Source organism: Williamsia sp. 1138, from assembly GCF_002095435.2.
GTDB lineage: Bacteria > Actinomycetota > Actinomycetes > Mycobacteriales > Mycobacteriaceae > Williamsia.
Window position 1 is genome coordinate 88,082 of the sequence record NZ_MJEJ02000042.1, and the last position, 15,766, is coordinate 103,847.

General features: G+C 65.7%; 15 protein-coding genes. 12 read left to right on the plus strand and 3 right to left on the minus strand.

The annotated features are described in order from the left end of the window. Positions 1–7: 7 nt before the first annotated feature. The 6 genes from BH683_RS13075 (at position 8) to holA (ending at position 5,673) form a co-directional block, all read left to right on the plus strand. Positions 8–676: a histidine phosphatase family protein gene (locus tag BH683_RS13075; protein WP_084836791.1), complete on the plus strand. Its 669-nt coding sequence runs from the start codon at positions 8–10 to the stop codon at positions 674–676. Beyond that, positions 673–1,407, plus strand: coding sequence for a diglucosylglycerate octanoyltransferase (octT, locus tag BH683_RS13080; protein ID WP_084836690.1), 735 nt, complete (start codon positions 673–675; stop codon positions 1,405–1,407). Before BH683_RS13075 ends, octT begins: the two co-directional genes overlap by 4 nt. Further along, positions 1,404–2,258 (plus strand): DegV family protein, encoded by an 855-nt coding sequence (locus BH683_RS13085; RefSeq protein ID WP_084836691.1) that lies wholly within the window; start codon positions 1,404–1,406, stop codon positions 2,256–2,258. The genes octT and BH683_RS13085 overlap by 4 nt, the downstream gene beginning before the upstream one ends. Positions 2,259–2,346: 88 nt before the next feature. Continuing rightward, on the plus strand, positions 2,347–3,246 hold the full coding sequence (locus BH683_RS13090; protein ID WP_084836692.1) for a ComEA family DNA-binding protein: 900 nt from the start codon (positions 2,347–2,349) through the stop codon (positions 3,244–3,246). Continuing rightward, a complete protein-coding gene (locus tag BH683_RS13095) occupies positions 3,243–4,646 on the plus strand; it encodes a ComEC/Rec2 family competence protein (RefSeq protein ID WP_084836693.1) in 1,404 nt (467 codons plus the stop codon). The genes BH683_RS13090 and BH683_RS13095 overlap by 4 nt, the downstream gene beginning before the upstream one ends. A gap of 55 nt (positions 4,647–4,701) precedes the next feature. Then, complete coding sequence (gene holA, locus BH683_RS13100; protein ID WP_084836792.1) at positions 4,702–5,673, plus strand: DNA polymerase III subunit delta; 972 nt, start codon at positions 4,702–4,704, stop codon at positions 5,671–5,673. Positions 5,674–5,902: 229 nt separating this feature from the next. Here holA and rpsT read toward each other — a convergent pair whose 3' ends face one another. After that, positions 5,903–6,163, minus strand: a complete 261-nt coding sequence (rpsT, locus tag BH683_RS13105) for a 30S ribosomal protein S20 (RefSeq protein WP_084836694.1) — start codon at positions 6,161–6,163, stop codon at positions 5,903–5,905. A gap of 205 nt (positions 6,164–6,368) precedes the next feature. On the opposite strand from rpsT, the gene BH683_RS13110 reads away from it, so the two are divergent. The 4 genes from BH683_RS13110 (at position 6,369) to BH683_RS13125 (ending at position 10,508) form a co-directional block, all read left to right on the plus strand. Then, positions 6,369–8,144, plus strand: coding sequence for a circularly permuted type 2 ATP-grasp protein (locus tag BH683_RS13110; protein WP_084836695.1), 1,776 nt, complete (start codon positions 6,369–6,371; stop codon positions 8,142–8,144). Further along, entirely contained in the window at positions 8,144–9,124 is a 981-nt protein-coding gene (locus tag BH683_RS13115; protein WP_210405209.1) for an alpha-E domain-containing protein, read from the plus strand. The genes BH683_RS13110 and BH683_RS13115 overlap by 1 nt, the downstream gene beginning before the upstream one ends. Then, positions 9,121–9,969, plus strand: coding sequence for a transglutaminase family protein (locus tag BH683_RS13120; RefSeq protein WP_084836697.1), 849 nt, complete (start codon positions 9,121–9,123; stop codon positions 9,967–9,969). Before BH683_RS13115 ends, BH683_RS13120 begins: the two co-directional genes overlap by 4 nt. A 68-nt stretch (positions 9,970–10,037) precedes the next feature. Continuing rightward, a complete protein-coding gene (locus BH683_RS13125) occupies positions 10,038–10,508 on the plus strand; it encodes an OsmC family protein (RefSeq protein WP_084836698.1) in 471 nt (156 codons plus the stop codon). Positions 10,509–10,520: 12 nt separating this feature from the next. Here BH683_RS13125 and BH683_RS13130 read toward each other — a convergent pair whose 3' ends face one another. Further along, on the minus strand, positions 10,521–11,042 hold the full coding sequence (locus BH683_RS13130; RefSeq protein ID WP_084836699.1) for a type II toxin-antitoxin system PemK/MazF family toxin: 522 nt from the start codon (positions 11,040–11,042) through the stop codon (positions 10,521–10,523). A gap of 9 nt (positions 11,043–11,051) precedes the next feature. Then, complete coding sequence (locus BH683_RS13135; RefSeq protein ID WP_084836700.1) at positions 11,052–11,696, minus strand: alpha/beta fold hydrolase; 645 nt, start codon at positions 11,694–11,696, stop codon at positions 11,052–11,054. Between the two features lie 33 nt (positions 11,697–11,729). On the opposite strand from BH683_RS13135, the gene lepA reads away from it, so the two are divergent. Both lepA and BH683_RS13145 read left to right on the plus strand, forming a co-directional pair. After that, positions 11,730–13,640 carry a translation elongation factor 4 gene (gene lepA, locus BH683_RS13140; RefSeq protein ID WP_084836701.1) on the plus strand — a complete coding sequence of 637 codons (1,911 nt, stop codon included), beginning with the start codon at positions 11,730–11,732 and terminating at the stop codon, positions 13,638–13,640. Between the two features lie 19 nt (positions 13,641–13,659). Continuing rightward, a complete protein-coding gene (locus BH683_RS13145) occupies positions 13,660–15,690 on the plus strand; it encodes a M3 family metallopeptidase (protein ID WP_084836702.1) in 2,031 nt (676 codons plus the stop codon). Positions 15,691–15,766 lie beyond the last annotated feature (76 nt).

Below are 15,766 nucleotides of genomic sequence, written 5' to 3' on the forward strand. Positions count from 1 at the left end.
CGAGCGGATGACGCCGGTCGTACGACGTCTGCTGCTGCTGCGGCACGGGCAGACCGAGTACAACGCCGCAAGCCGGATGCAGGGGCAACTCGACACCGACCTGTCGGCCCTCGGGATCAAGCAGGCCGAAGCCGCGGCGAAGGTGCTGGCCGGTCGTGAACCGCGCCTGATCGTCTCGTCCGATCTGCGCCGCGCCCGCGACACCGCGGCAGCTCTGGCCGCACAGGTCGGGCTCGAGGTCGGCACGGACAAACGTCTGCGTGAGACCCACCTCGGGTTGTGGCAGGGCCTGACCCATCACGAGGTCGACGACCAGATGCCCGGTGCCAGGCGTATCTGGCGCGACGACGCGACCTGGCGGCCTCCCGAGGGTGAGAGCCGCACCGACGTGGCCACCCGCAGTGTGCCGGTCGTCGAAGAACTCGTTGCCGATCTGGGCGACTGGGGTCGCGGCGAGAATGCCGACGCCCCGGTGGTCCTGGTGGCGCACGGCGGAGTGATCGCGGCGATGACCGCAGGCCTGCTGGGGCTGCCGATCAGTCACTGGCCGGTGTTCGGGGGACTGGCCAACACGAGCTGGGTCCAACTCAGCGGGCACGGCGCCGACGACGAGACGACCTGGCGGCTCGACGTGTGGAACGCGTCCGCCGAGGTCGCGGACGCTGCCGTGCAATGACGGCACCGAAGCGTGATTCGCTGTTGGTGTTGTCGGACTCGCTCGCCTACTACGGACCGAAGGGTGGGCTGCCTGCCGACGACCCGAGGATCTGGCCGACGCTCGTCGCAGATGAACTCGGCCTCGAACTCGAACTGTTCGGTCGGATCGGCTGGACCAGTCGGGACGTGTGGTGGGCGCTGACCCAGGACCCGAGGATCTGGGCCGCGGTTCCACGTGCCAGGGCGGTGGTCTTCGCGTTCGGCGGCATGGATTCGCTGCCGTCGCCCATGCCGACCGCCCTGCGGGAGCAGATTCGGTACATCAGGCCACCGTGGCTGCGGCAGCGGGTACGTGATGGGTACGGCTGGCTGCAACCCCGGCTGGCGCCCACCGGATGGCCGCTCGCCCTGCCGCCCGCGCTGACCGGTGAGTACCTGGGGAAGATCCACGAAGCCCTCGTCGCGATCCGTCCAGACCTCCCGATCGTGGCCTGCCTACCGTCCACCCACCGCAGTCCGTACTACGGAAACGTGCATTCGGGCCGGCCGAAAACTGTTGCGGCCATGACCACCTGGGCTGAAGAGGCTGGGGTGCCACTGGTCGATCTGCTGCCGCCGACCGCGGCACACTTCGATCGCGGAGAGGGCAACCCCGATGGCATCCACTGGGGATTCGGGTGCCACCGCGACGTCGCCGATCTTGTGCACGACGTCCTCGCGAGGACCCTGGCGTCTACCGTGGTGTCGTGACCGTCGTCATCGTCACCGACTCCTCGGCCCGCCTGCCTGCAGGGATCCGCGAGCGGTATCGCATCGAACAGGTGCCCATGCATGTCTTGACCGCCGACCGCGACCTGCTCGAGGACGTCGACGAGATCGGCCCGGACATCTTCAACGACCCCCAGACGACCACGTCCGGGGTGACCCCCGCCGATCTCGAGGTCGCGTACGAGAAGGCGATCGAGGCCAGCGACGGCGACGGCGTGGTGGCCGTGCACCTGTCCCGGCGCTTCAGCGGCACCTGGGGATCGGCCCGATTGGCCGCAGAGAAGTTCCAGGGACGCATCCGGGTGGTCGACTCCCGCACCGTCGGCCTCGGTGTCGGCTTCGCCGCCATCGCCGCGGCGCAGACCGCGGAGTCCGGTGCGGACATGGACCGCGTCTACGAATCGGCGATCAGGGTCGGTTCGACCACCGAGTGTCTCCTGTGCGTCCAGCAACTGGAGAACCTGCGTTCGAGTGGTCGTATCGGTGCGACCACACGCTTGTTCGCATCCGCGCTGGCGATCAAACCCATCCTGCGGGTCGTCGACGGTTCTCTGGTTCTCAAGGAGAAGCAGCGCACGATGTCGAAAGCGATCGCGAAGATGATCGACACGGCGGTCGAGGTCGCCCAACGTAGGCCGGTCACCCTAGGGGTCCAGCACTGTGAGGCCCCCGAACTGGCCGCGGAGATCACCGAGTCGCTCCGGTCCAAGCTCACCATCCAATCGTTGGTCGAGTCCGACCTCGGTCCGGTCCTGTCCCGCCACGTCGGGTCCGGTGCGGTGGGCATCGCACTGACGACGTCACTCGGCCCGATCGACGTCGACCCCGAGTAGTCCACAGTTCGGGAGTTGTCCACAGGCGGCGACCGGCATCGCGTATCAGCGGCTTGCCCCAGGGGTCCGGCTCACTAGGTTTCCCGCTATGAGTAGCAACCTGGACCGGTTGGCGGCGTCGGAACCTGAGCCGCTCGGACCGCCGCAGCCCTCCGCGCCCGATGCCGCCGTGCCCGCCTGGCTTGGTTCTGCGCAGTGGCTGCACGACAGCCCGGTGGACGACTCCGCCGCAGAACGCAGGTGGAGTGATGAGTCCATCGACGACCCCTTCGATCCCGGTGACCCGGATTCCGACGGACCTTTGCGACGTCGGTGGCGGTCGACGCCTGCCGCGGCAATCGGTTTGGTGATCGTCGGCGTCCTGGCCACGCTGGTGGCGCTCTACACCGCCTTCGCTGACGGTGCCACTGGCGCAGATGTTCCGGTTGCGTTCCCCGAGTCCGCAGGCGCTGCAACGAGTTCGACGGTGAGCGTGCAGACAGCAGATCCGCCTGCGGAATTGGTGATCAGCGTCGTCGGACTCGTACACCGGCCGGGTTTGGTGCGACTTCCACCGCAATCTCGTGTCGCCGACGCGCTCGAGAAGGCCGGCGGTGCGCGAAGCGGAGCCGACCTTCTCAGCTTGAATCTTGCCCAGCCGCTGCGCGACGGGGATCAGGTCCTCGTCGGGTTCGCGGACCCCGCCGGTGGACCGCAGATGCGTAGCGCTGTGGTCGCGGTCGATGGCGCCGGGGGAGCGCCGCCTCCGAGTGCCGGTGCCACGACGGGTGCGCTCCCACCGGCTGCCGCCGAGCAGCCGCGGGTGGACCTGAACACCGCCACCGAAGCCGAGTTGGACACCCTGCCGGGAGTAGGTCCGGTGACCGCTGCCGCGATCATTGCCTGGCGCAACGCGAACGGCCGGTTCAGCTCTGTAGATCAGCTCGCAGAAGTGGACGGCATCGGCCCTGCGCGTCTGGAGAAGCTGAGGGACCGGGTCACGGTGTGAGTGCCGTTGTGGTGCCGGGGGTCGCGCCCCTTGATCTTCGGCTCGTTCCGGCGGCCCTTGCCGCGTGGCTGTCCACGGTGATCGGGATCCTTGCGCCGGTGGGCATCACCGCCGCACTTGCGCTGTGTGCGTCGCTCATGACCCTCGTTGTGGTGGCCACGCTGATGCGTGGTGGACGAGCGTCGATGATGCCCGTTCTTCTCGGGATCGGCGGCGTGATCGCAGGTTTCGGCTGGGCACTGGTGCTCCGCCAGCACCATCTCGAGCTGAACCCTCTGTCTGATCACTCCGTTCGTGGTGGCAAGGTCACGGTCGGATTGCGGGTGGCCGATGATCCGAAAGCAATGCCGCGCACTGATCGGATGGTGGTCGCGGTGACCGTCACCTCGGTCCGCCGGCACGAGGTGTCGACGGCGGCGGCGACGGTGCTTGCCCCTGCCGACGGCTGGATGGATCTGGTTCCGGGGCAACATCTGTCGGCATTGGTGACAGTGTCTGCGCCGAGCCGACCAGACCTCACCGTCGCCACGCTGACCGCGTCGGGACCGCCGTCGCAGGTTCGCGCTCCGCCCTGGTATCAGCGGGGCGCGACGCACGTCCGCACCCGGTTCCTGGAGCTCGCATCACGTGCGCTCGGCACCCCGGAATCAGGGCTGCTCCCGGGGCTGGTGCTCGGCGACGTCTCGGCCCTCGACGAGGATCTGAAGGAGGACTTCCGGACCGCAGGACTTTCGCATTTGACCGCGGTGTCGGGGGCCAATTTTGCGATCATCATCGGGGCGCTGTTGCTGACCGTGCGGGCGCTCGGGGCGGGGCCGCGCACGACGGTGGCAGTGACGGGGGTCGTGATCGTGATCTTCGTGATCTTGGTGCGGCCCAGTCCCAGCGTGGTCCGTGCGGCGGTGATGGGTGCGGTCGGGTTGTTGGCGCTGCTGGTCCGCAGGCGTGCTCAGGCCATGCCGGCGTTGTGCGCCGCGGTTGTCATCCTGTTGCTGGTGTGGCCGGCGTTCGCGGTCCAGCCGGGGTTCGTCCTGTCTGTCGTCGCCACCGCCGGACTGATCGTCATCGCGCCGGTGATCGTCGAATGGCTGCGGCGCCATCATGTTCCGCGGGGGCTTGCCGAGGCCCTTGCGGTGGCGTTCGCGGCGCAACTGGTGACCACGCCCGTGGTCGTGATGTTCAGTGGCCGGCTCAGTCTGGTCGCGGTGATCGCGAATCTGGCGGTGACGGTGGTCGTCGCGCCCATCACGGTGCTGGGCACCACGGCGGCGGCCGTCAACCTCGTCTGCCCGCCGGTGGCGTTCCTGTTGGTCCGGTTCGTCGGTCCGGAGCTGTGGTGGATGGTGTTCGTCGCGCAGAAGTGCAGTGCGTTGCCTCTGGCGACGGTGACGCTGTGGTGAGTGCGCGGGTCGACTGCTCGTGGTGGGGATGGGGGTGTCACCGGTCTCTGGCACCATGACGACTGTGAACAGCGTGCATCTGGTCCTCGGCGACGACGAATTCCTTGCCGAACGTGCGACGGGTGCCATCGTCGCCGCAGTTCGGGCGACGGTCTCCAATCCGGAAGACATCCCGGTGACGCGACTGCGGGCCGGAGACGCGACGGCGCCCGAATTGGCGGAGCTGTTGAGTCCGTCGTTGTTCGCCGAGGACCGGATCATCGTCTTGGAGGCCGCGGCCGAGGCGGGTAAGGAGCCGGCAAAGCTTGTCGCAGAGGTGGCGGTGGACCCGCCCGAGGGCGTCACCCTGATCATCGTGCACTCAGGGGGCGGCCGGGCGAAGTCGATGGTTGGCGCGCTACGGAAAAGTGGTGTCGAAGAGCATGATTGCGCAAGCCTGAAGGGCAGTGCACGTGCCGACTTCGTCAGAAGTGAGTTGCGCCGGCATGGGGTCAAGGCGGGGCCGGACGTCATCGAGAAGATTCTGGATTCGGTACGAGCCGACCTGCGTGAGCTGGCGTCGGCCTGCAGTCAGCTCGCGGCGGACACGGACGGCAAGGTCGACGTGGCCGCGGTCGCGCGGTACTACTCCGGGCGTCCCGAGATCACGGGCTTCGAAGTGGCAGACAAGGCGGTGACGGGCGATCGGGCGGGCGCTTTGGAGTCGCTGCAATGGGCGCATCACCACGGCGTCGCGCACGTCCTGCTCGCCGACGCCCTCGCCGAAGCGGTGCACTCCATCGCGCGCGTGCGCGGCATCGGCCGCATGGATCAATACGCGGCTGCCTCCGAACTGGGTATGCCGCCGTGGAAGGTCAAGAAGGTGCAGGGGCAGGCGTCGGCATGGGATTCGGATTCGATAGCCAAAGCGATGTCGGTGGTGGCGACCCTCAACGGTGAGGTCAAAGGACAGGCGGCCGACGCCGACTACAGCCTGCAGCGGGCCGTGGCTGCCGTCGCTGATCTGCGTCCGTCGCGGAGACGGTGACTCCAGTTCCCCGAAGTCGGAGGATCTGCCATTTCCTCCGACTGTTGTCAGTTCCTCCGGTTGGAGCGGGAGGATGTGGTCGAAGTCGGAGGGAGTCGTAGGTCCTCCGGTTTCAGCAGGCGCAGGAGCAGCTGCACGACAAACACCGATCACCCCGGGCGACTGCGTGGGAGTCTCCGGGGTGATCGGTATGTATCAAGTTGTGGGTGCCCGTCGCCGGGCGGGTAGATCAGAGCTTGTTGAGCGAGAGAGCCATCGCCGACTTCTTGTTGGCGGCCTGGTTGGCGTGGATGACACCCTTGCTGGCAGCCTTGTCGAGCTTCTTGCCGGTGCTGACCAGGAGCTCGGAAGCCTTGTCCTTCTCGCCCGCGGAAACAGCCTCGCGGAATGAACGGATCGCGGTACGCAGCGACGACTTGGTCGACTGGTTACGCAGCTTTGCAGCCTCGTTGGTCTTGTTCCGCTTGATCTGGGACTTGATGTTTGCCACGCGTGTATTTTCCTTAGCTTCAAAGACAATGGTTTGGCGCGAGACGAAGCCGAAAACAGTGCTCGACCGTTGACTCAGCGCCAGCGAATGATGTTACCAGCCGCACCGATGGCGACCCAAATCCTGACACACTCGCCCTGGTGTATCTGAGGCAATCCTGCGCTCAGGACTGCCGAGAGCAGCCTCTTGCGGCAACATGTGTCACATGAGTGCCGCAACAGCAGCAGGTTCAAAGCGCGCCGTGGCCAACCGCGCCACTGCGTCCAAGGTGTCCGGTGAGACGAAGAACGGCAAGAAAAAGCCTGCCAAGGTTGCCGGGTCGCAAAGTAGTGGGAGCGCCCCGGCGAAACGCGCTCCCACCAAGGCTGACGGCCGGCCGACTGCGGCGTCGGGAATCTTCAACGGTTACGCCACCGGTCCGTACGGCGCCGCCTACGACGAGATGTTCGATCAGGCCGATGTGCGCGGTCCGTACAAGGGGATTCACAAGGCACTGGGCAGCTACGACGGGGCCGACTTGGAAACCCGGGTCGACGCACTGGGTCGCGCGTTCATCGACCAGGGCATCACGTTCTCTCACTCGGGACAGGAACGTCCCTTCCCGCTCGACGTCGTCCCGCGAGTGATCTCCGCCGGAGAATGGGCGAAACTCGAACGCGGCATCACCCAGCGCGTGAAGGCTCTGGAGATGTTCCTCGACGATGTCTACGGGGAGCAGGAGATCTTGCGCGACGGGGTCGTGCCGAAACGCCTCATCACCTCGTGTGAGCATTTCCATCGCCAGGCGATGGGCATCAAACCGCCCAACGGGGTGCGTATCCACGTGGCCGGGATCGACCTCATTCGCGACGAGCACGGCGACTTCCGGGTTCTCGAAGACAACCTGCGCTCACCGTCAGGTGTTTCTTACGTGATGGAGAACCGCCGCACCATGGCCCGGGTCTTCCCGGATCTGTTCGCCTCGCACCGGGTCCGTGCGGTGGGCGACTACTCGACGCACCTGTTGCGCGCACTGCGCGCGTCGGCGGCCTTCAACGAGGCGGACCCGAACATCGTGGTCCTGACGCCAGGTGTCGCCAACTCGGCCTACTTCGAGCATTCGCTCCTGGCCCGTCAGATGGGCGTCGAGCTCGTCGAGGGTCGAGATCTGTTCTGCCGCGACAACGTGGTCTACATGCGGACCACCGAAGGTGAGCAGCGCGTGGACGTCATCTATCGGCGCATCGATGACGACTTCCTCGATCCCATGCAGTTCCGCCCCGACTCCATGCTGGGCGTGGCCGGATTGCTCAACGCTGCGCGCGCAGGAAACGTCGTGATCTCCAGCGCGGTCGGCAACGGTGTCGGCGACGACAAGCTCACCTACACCTACGTGCCGGAGATCATCGAGTACTACCTCGGCGAGAAACCCAGTCTCGGCAACGTCGACACCCTGCGCTGCTGGCTCGACGACGAGCGCGAAGAGGTTCTCGATCGTATCGACGAACTCGTCGTCAAACCCGTCGAGGGTTCAGGGGGCTACGGCATCGTGTTCGGTCCGGACGCCACTGCCGACGAGTTGAATGTGTTGGCGCGCAAGGTCCGACTCGATCCGCGCGGCTGGATCGCCCAGCCGGTGGTGCAGCTGTCGACGGTTCCGACGAAGATCGGTGGCAAGCTCGCGCCGCGGCACGTGGACCTGAGGCCTTTTGCGGTCAACGACGGCGAATCGGTATGGGTGTTGCCGGGTGGGCTGACTCGAGTCGCCCTGCCGGAGGGGTCACTGGTGGTCAACTCCAGTCAGGGTGGTGGTTCGAAGGACACGTGGGTGCTCGCGTCCCGGACATCGGCCGAAGAGCGGGAACTCTCGGGTGAAGAACTGGTGAGCAGTGACGCCCTACAGGCGCCGAGCACCCCGACTGAACAGGGTCCGGACACCTCGTCGCAACAGGAACAGCAACAGCAGCAACAACAACAGCAGCAGGGTGGTGTGCGCCGATGATGCTCGCCCGTAACGCCGAATCGCTCTACTGGATCGGCCGCTATGTCGAGCGCGCCGACGACACCGCCAGGATCCTCGACGTCGCGGTTCACCAACTGCTCGAGGACGCCACGGTCGATCCCGACCGTCGCTGTCGGTTGGTGCTGCAGGTCCTCGGGATGGAATTGCCACCGAAGGACGAGGAACTCGACGCATGGTCGCTCACCGATCGGGTCGCCTATTCGAAGAACAAGCCGGGCTCTATCGTCGACAACGTCGGGCAGGCACGCGAAAACGCCCGTGGTGCACGAGAAGTCACCTCCAGTGAGATGTGGGAATGCCTGAACACCACCTACAACGGTCTCGGAGATGCCGAGCGGCAGGCCCGGAAACTGGGTCCCTACGAGTTTCTCTCGTACGTGAAGAACCGCGCCGCGATGTTCGCCGGACTGGCAGATGCGACGCTCAGCCACGACGACGGATATCGCTATCTGCTCCTCGGTCGTTCGGTGGAGCGCGTGGACATGACGATCCGAATGCTGTTGTCGCGGGCCGGGGACCGGTCGGGCTCGCCGGCGTGGGTCACCGTGCTCCGCTCGGCAGGTGCCCACGACACCTATCTGAGGACGTACCGCGGTGCCCTCGACGCGACGAGGGTCGTCGAGTTCATGTTGTTGGACAGACTCTTTCCCCGATCGGTCTTCCATGCGATCAGTCTGGCCGAGCAGCAACTCCTCGAACTCGACAACCGGCCGAGCCGGGTCGGCGCGCAGGCAGAGGCGCAACGTCTGCTCGGCCGTGCCCGTAGCGGCCTCGAGTTCATGCAACCGGGAATGTTGTTGGACGACTTGCAACCACGACTGATCGACCTCCAGGAAACCTGTCGCGAGGTCAGTGAGGCGGTGACCGCTCAGTACTTCCACGTGTCGCCCTACGTCGCGTGGGCCGACGCCTCGGCGAGCGATTCCGTCGACCGATTCATCGAGGAGAGTGAACTGTGAGCTGGCGCCTGAGGGTCGTGCATTCCACCGGTTTTGCCTACAACGCAGCGGTGACCTCGTCATACAACGAAGCCCGGCTCACGCCGCGCAGCGATGCCCGGCAGAACGTGATCATCAACCGGGTCGAGACGATCCCGGCGACGAGGTCGTACCGCTACACCGACTACTGGGGAACGGCCGTCACCGCCTTCGACCTACACGCTCCTCACGAAGAGCTCGAGGTGTCCGGGCTGTCGGTGGTCGAGACCGAGCCCGACGAGATGCCGACCGAGGAAGAACAGGTCGACTGGGAGGGCCTGGGCGCCTACGAGGTGCTCGATCGATACGACGAGGTGCTCAGCAACACCGGGTATGTACCGAACAGCAGGCAGTTGGCGCAGGTCGCCAAACGCCTCACCAAGGGCATGAATCCCCAGGACGCCGTCCTCGCGGTCTGTCAGTGGGTCCATCAGGAGATGGAGTACGTGCCCGGCACCACCGGCGTACACACCTCCGCAGTGGAGGCCTGGAAAGAGAAGAAGGGCGTCTGTCAGGACTACGCCCATCTGTCCCTGGTGATGTTGCGGAGTCTGGGCGTTCCGTCCCGCTACGTCTCCGGCTACCTCCATCCCAATCGCAAGGCGACGATCAACCGCACCGTCGAGGGCCAGAGCCATGCCTGGATCGAGGCCTGGACCGGCGGCTGGTGGGGTTATGACCCGACGAACGACGTGTCGATCTCCGAGCAGCACGTGTCGGTGGGTGTCGGCCGCGACTACTCGGATGTCACGCCGCTCAAGGGCATCTACACCGGCGCCGGCGCCAAGGACCTCGAGGTGAAGGTCGAGATCACGCGGCTGGCCTGAGGACCAGCAGTGGAATCTGGTTGGGTTTAAGGCGGCGCTGTCGGTCGGTGGTCTGTCAGTCTCGTGTAATGACCACCGCAGCAAAACAATCCGTTGTTCCCTTTGTCGTGTCCGCCACCGGTGCCGGGGTCGCCCAGCATCTGGTGACCTCGGGCAAAGGCCACGAGTTCGACACCGACGCCTACCCGGCGTTCGGCGGCAAAGACGAGGCACCGAGCCCCCTGTTCTACGCACTGGGCGCGCTGACCTCGTGCAATCAGGTGACGGCGTCGTTGGTCGCCAAAGACCTGGGAATTTCTCTGGGTCAGTTCTCTTTTGAGGTCCAGGGCGACCTCGACACCGCGGTCTTGGTGCAGGGCGCCGACGGCAACGCCAACTTCGACAAGGTGACCGTGCGAGCCACCGTCGAGTCAGACGCGACCGAGCAGCAGTTCGCCCGGTTCGTCTCCGAGACCGAGCGTCGCTGCCCGGTCAGTCAGTTGTTCGTCCGCAGCGGGCTCGAGTTCGTCAACGAGTGGACGCTGGCGCCGCTGGCCTGAGGGCCCGGGGGCTCACTGCCAGTTGTAGCTGCGTCGCAAAACATCGGCGACACGATCGAACTGACCGCGGGGCAGGATCGCACCTTCGCGGCGGATGCCGTGCTCGGGGATGTTGAGTACGCGGTCGAGGCGCACGAAACTTTCGCGTCGCTCGCGATCCCAGTCGCCGGCGCCGATGTTGACCCAGTTGTTGTCGCCGCGGTGATGATCCTGGCTCGACAGCATCAACCCGAGCAGGTCGGCGCCGTCGCGGCCGACCACCAGGACTGGTCGATCCTTGCCCTGGGTGGTGTCGTCCTCGAATTCGACCCAGGTCCAGACGATTTCGCCCGGATCGGCCGCGCCGTCGAGGGCGGGGGAGTAGGCGATGCGGCGGGCCCGGTTCTCGGTGGGTGCGCTGCGAGATGGTGCTGTCCTACCCGATGGAGCAGGCCGCTCGGTCGGCGTGCTGCTCGACTTCGTCAGTTCTCTCAGCAGACGTGGACCGTGCCGGCGGGCCAGGGACATCGCGAGCGAGGTGAATTTTCCAGCCATTCCGACAGCCTATGCACCGACCCCGAAGAACTCGATGACGGCGTCGGCGGTGAGCGCCGGCGCGCCGGAACGGTCCGGTTTGAGGTCGTGGCCGACTTTGGGCAGGTCGATCAGCCGCGTCGGCGCCTCGATCAGGCCGAGTGCGGAGGTCAACTCGTCGGTGGAGCCGAACGGGTCACTGGCCCCGTGAACCACCAGCGTCGGCCGACTGATCGAGGGCAGATGCTCGGTGCGCAGGCGGTCCGGTTTGCCCGGGGGATGTAGCGGATAGGAGGTGAGCAACAGACCGTCGGCGATGTCGGCGTTCTCGGCCACCGCCATCGACGCCTGCCTGCCACCGTAGGAGTGTCCGCCGACGATGAGCGGACCGGAGGACTCGCCGCGGAAGGCCTCGCACGCGGCGACGATCCCTGCGCGATCGGCGGCCGCACCTGACGGGCTGGGCGGCCCCTTGGGGCGTTTCTGGCGGTAGGGCAGATCGATGCGCGCCACCGCCACGTCGCGTTCGGTCAGGGCCTCCGCGAGCGCTCGCAGGATGACGGCGTTGTGGTTGCTGCCTGCCCCATGGGCCAGCACAACCACTGCTGCGGCGGTCCCGGACGGTCGATGCAGCGCCCCGACCACGCCTTCGGAGTCCCAATCGATGACGGCCATGTTCTCACGCTAACCGCTCTCCGGGCGCACCGAATGGCAGAAGCAGGCGCGGGTCATGAGAAACTGGGGGTCACGCGTTCCACACGAGGAGTGAGTTCAATTCCCAGGCTTTCCGATACCACGTTCACTGATCCGGCCAAGATCAGGAACTTTTGCATCATCGCCCACATCGATCACGGCAAATCGACGTTGGCTGACCGGATGCTCCAGGTCACCGGGGTCGTCGAAGGTCGCGACATGCGCGCCCAGTATCTCGACCGCATGGACATCGAGCGCGAACGCGGCATCACGATCAAGGCCCAGAACGTCCGGCTGCCGTGGAATGTCGACGGCACCGACTATGTGATGCATCTGATCGACACCCCGGGCCACGTCGACTTCACCTACGAGGTGTCGCGCGCCCTCGAGGCCTGTGAAGGTGCGGTGCTTCTTGTCGACGCCGCCCAGGGCATCGAGGCCCAGACGCTCGCGAACCTGTACTTGGCGCTGGACAAGGACCTGACGATCATCCCGGTCCTCAACAAGATCGACCTGCCCGCTGCCGACCCCGATCGCTATGCCGCCGAGATCGCGCACATCATCGGCTGCGAACCCGGCGACGTTCTGCGGGTGTCGGGCAAGACCGGAGTCGGCGTCACCGAACTGCTCGATGAAGTGGTCCGGCTCATCCCCGCGCCGGTCGGAGAGTCCGACGCTCCGGCCCGCGCGATGATCTTCGACTCCGTCTACGACACCTACCGCGGTGTCGTGACCTACGTCCGTGTCGTCGACGGCAAGATCGTGCCACGCGAGAAGATCAAGATGATGTCGACGGGAACGACACACGAACTGCTCGAGGTGGGCATCGTCTCGCCTGACCCGAAGCCGTCGAAGGGCCTCGGGGTCGGCGAGGTCGGCTACCTGATCACCGGTGTCAAGGACGTCCGGCAGTCCAAGGTCGGTGACACGATCACCCTGGCCAAGAACGGTGCCGTCGAGCCGCTGACCGGTTATCGCGAACCGCGTCCGATGGTGTACTCCGGCCTGTACCCGGTGGACGGCTCCGACTATCCGGTGCTGCGCGAAGCGCTCGACAAGCTCCAGCTCAACGACGCCGCGCTGGCCTATGAGCCGGAGACCTCGGTGGCCCTCGGGTTCGGTTTCCGCTGCGGATTCCTGGGTTTGCTGCATATGGAGATCAGCCGGGAACGGCTGGAGCGCGAGTTCGGGCTCAACCTGATCTCGACCGCGCCGAACGTCGTGTATCGGGTCGAGATGGAGGATGGCGCCGAGCACGTCGTCACCAACCCGTCGGACTGGCCGGAGGGCAAGGCCCGCAACATTTACGAGCCCATCGTGAAGACGACCGTCATCGCGCCCAGCGAGTTCGTCGGCTCGATCATGGAACTGTGCCAGTCCCGCCGCGGTGAACTCGGTGGGATGGACTACCTCTCGGAGACGCGCGTCGAACTGCGGTACACGCTGCCGATGGCAGAGATCATCTTCGACTTCTTCGACTCACTGAAGTCGCGCACCCGCGGTTACGCCAGCCTCGACTACGAGGAGGCGGGTGAACAGATCTCGAGCCTGGTGAAGGTCGACATCCTGTTGCAGGGCGAGGCGGTGGACGCGTTCAGCGCGATCGTCCACAAGGACGGCGCCGCCGGATACGCCAACAAGATGACGACCAAGCTCAAAGAGCTGATCCCGCGTCAACAGTTCGAGGTGCCGATCCAGGCTGCCATCGGGTCGAAGATCATCGCCCGCGAGAACATCCGCGCGATCCGTAAGGACGTGCTCGCCAAGTGCTACGGCGGCGACATCAGCCGTAAGCGCAAGCTGCTCGAGAAGCAGAAGGAAGGCAAGAAGCGGATGAAGACGATCGGCCGCGTGGAGGTCCCCCAGGAGGCGTTCGTCGCCGCGCTGTCCTCCGATGCTGCGAGCGACAAGCCGAAGGGCAAGTAGCGACACTAGGATCGGGTTCATGTCTTCGAACCCGGTTCTCGCCCCGAGCCCGCACCTGCACGGCCTGCCTGATTTCCCGTCGATCAGTGACGACGACTTCTTGCCTGCTTTCGACGAGGCGATGGCCGCACACCTGCGGGAGGCCGAGAAGATCGCGGGTGACAAGGCGCAGCCGACGTTCGCGAACACCATCGAAGCGCTCGAGACCAGCGGTCAGTTGCTCGCGCGGGCGGCCGGCATCTTCTTCAACCTCAGTGGCGCTGACACCAACCCCGAGCGCAACAACATCTCCACGGTGCTCGCGCCGAAGTTGACCGCGCACGGCAACACCATCGCGCTGCATCCAGGCTTGTTCGCCCGGATCAACACGCTGTTCGAGAACCGGGAATCCCTCGACCTCGACGAGCCGTCACTTCGGTTGCTCGAGAAGCGGCACCGGGGATCGATCCGCGCAGGCGCCGGCCTCGATGACGCGGGCCAGGTCCGGATGAGAGAGATCTCCGAACGACTGGCCACGCTGACCACTGCATTCGGCCAACGGATCCTCGACGACAGCAACGACTCTGCGGTCTTGGTCGACGACGTGGACAAGCTCGCCGGCCTCTCGTCCGGACAGATCGCCGCTGCACGCCGCTCGGCGGCCGAAGCAGGGCACGACTCCGGGTTCCTGCTCGCCATCGAGTTACCGACGAGTCAATCCACCGTGGCGTCGCTCGAAGATCCGGAAACGCGTCGACGAGTGTTCGACGCATCGGTGAACCGTTGTGCGCGAGGCGGTCCGAACGACACCCGGGAGATGGTTCTCGAGATCGTCCGGCTCCGCGCCGAACGTGCCCGGTTACTCGGCTATCGCGATCACGCCGAGTTCGTCATCGCGGAGGAGACCGCACCGAGCCCGGAGGCGGTCGAAGATCTGTTGACCGACCTGATGTCATCGGCGATGCGCGCCGGTGGCCGTGAACTCACCCGGCTCGCAAAGGATGTCGGTACGGACATCAGTCCCTCCGATCTCACCTACTGGTTGGCCAAGGACGAGCAGCAACGCTCGGCGGTCCCGCTGGGTGGGTTCTCCGACTACCTCGAACTCGACAGGGTGCTCACCCAGGGTGTGTTCTTCGCGGCCGGTCAGCTCTACGGCCTGCGGTTCATCGAGCGAGCTGGTCTGCCGACGTATCACCCGGATGTCCGCGTATGGGAGGTCTTCGATCGGTCAGATGCGTCCATCGGTCTGTTCCTCGGGGACTTCTTCGCCAGGCCCAGCAAACGGGGTGGGGCGTGGATGAACAATTTCATCGACCAGAGTCTGCTGCTCAAGACCAGACCGGTCATCGTCAACGTTCTCAACCTGACGAAACCCGAAGCAGGGCAACCGTGTTTGCTCACGATGGACCAGTTGACGACGCTGTTCCACGAGTTCGGTCATGCCCTGCACGGGCTCCTGTCCACCGTGCGCTACCCGTCGCAGTCGGGAACTTCGGTACCCCGTGACTTCGTCGAGTTCCCGTCACAGGTGAACGAGATGTGGGCGTTGCACCCGAAGGTGTTGCAGCAGTATGCCAAGCACCACGAGACAGGTGCCCCGATTCCGCAGGAACTGGCGGACGCCGCCCGTGCGAACGCAGATGTGGAGTCCGCGCACGGAACCATCGAGTACCTGGCGGCGGCGATCCTCGACATGGCGTGGCACCGGGTCACCGTCGACGACGACATCACCGACGTCGAGGCCTTCGAAAAAGCCGCCCTGACCAAGGCGGGCGCCGCAGCAGACCTGATCCCACCGCGGTACCGCAGCGCGTACTTCAACCACATCTTCGGCGGTGGGTACTCGGCCGGGTACTACTCGTACATCTGGTCCGAGGTCCTCGACGCGGAAACCGAACAGTGGTTCCTGACCGGTGGCGGCTTGTCGGCAGAACTGGGTCAACGATTCGCCGAGACCACCCTGTCCCGCGGTGACAGCGTCGATCCGATCGTGGCGCATCAGGAACTGCTCGGCCGCCCCGCCGAGATCGACCCCCTTCTGCGCCGCCGAGGCCTGCTACCCACCTGATCCCGAAAGTGGGGCCTTTTGGCGAGCAAAAGCCCTGGTGGGCGTCGCCAAAAGGCCCCACTTTCGGGGGCGGGAG

Excerpts from the sequence above, each read along its gene's own strand:
- BH683_RS13145 (WP_084836702.1), top strand. The coding sequence starts at position 13,660 with ATGTCTTCGAACCCGGTTCTCGCCCCGAGCCCGCACCTGCACGGCCTG.
- BH683_RS13125 (WP_084836698.1), top strand. The coding sequence starts at position 10,038 with ATGACCACCGCAGCAAAACAATCCGTTGTTCCCTTTGTCGTGTCCGCC.
- BH683_RS13135 (WP_084836700.1), bottom strand. The coding sequence starts at position 11,696 with ATGGCCGTCATCGATTGGGACTCCGAAGGCGTGGTCGGGGCGCTGCAT.
- octT (WP_084836690.1), top strand. The coding sequence starts at position 673 with ATGACGGCACCGAAGCGTGATTCGCTGTTGGTGTTGTCGGACTCGCTC.
- BH683_RS13075 (WP_084836791.1), top strand. The coding sequence starts at position 8 with ATGACGCCGGTCGTACGACGTCTGCTGCTGCTGCGGCACGGGCAGACC.
- BH683_RS13115 (WP_210405209.1), top strand. The coding sequence starts at position 8,144 with ATGCTCGCCCGTAACGCCGAATCGCTCTACTGGATCGGCCGCTATGTC.
- lepA (WP_084836701.1), top strand. The coding sequence starts at position 11,730 with ATGGCAGAAGCAGGCGCGGGTCATGAGAAACTGGGGGTCACGCGTTCC.
- BH683_RS13130 (WP_084836699.1), bottom strand. The coding sequence starts at position 11,042 with ATGGCTGGAAAATTCACCTCGCTCGCGATGTCCCTGGCCCGCCGGCAC.
- BH683_RS13110 (WP_084836695.1), top strand. The coding sequence starts at position 6,369 with ATGAGTGCCGCAACAGCAGCAGGTTCAAAGCGCGCCGTGGCCAACCGC.
- holA (WP_084836792.1), top strand. The coding sequence starts at position 4,702 with ATGACGACTGTGAACAGCGTGCATCTGGTCCTCGGCGACGACGAATTC.
- BH683_RS13090 (WP_084836692.1), top strand. The coding sequence starts at position 2,347 with ATGAGTAGCAACCTGGACCGGTTGGCGGCGTCGGAACCTGAGCCGCTC.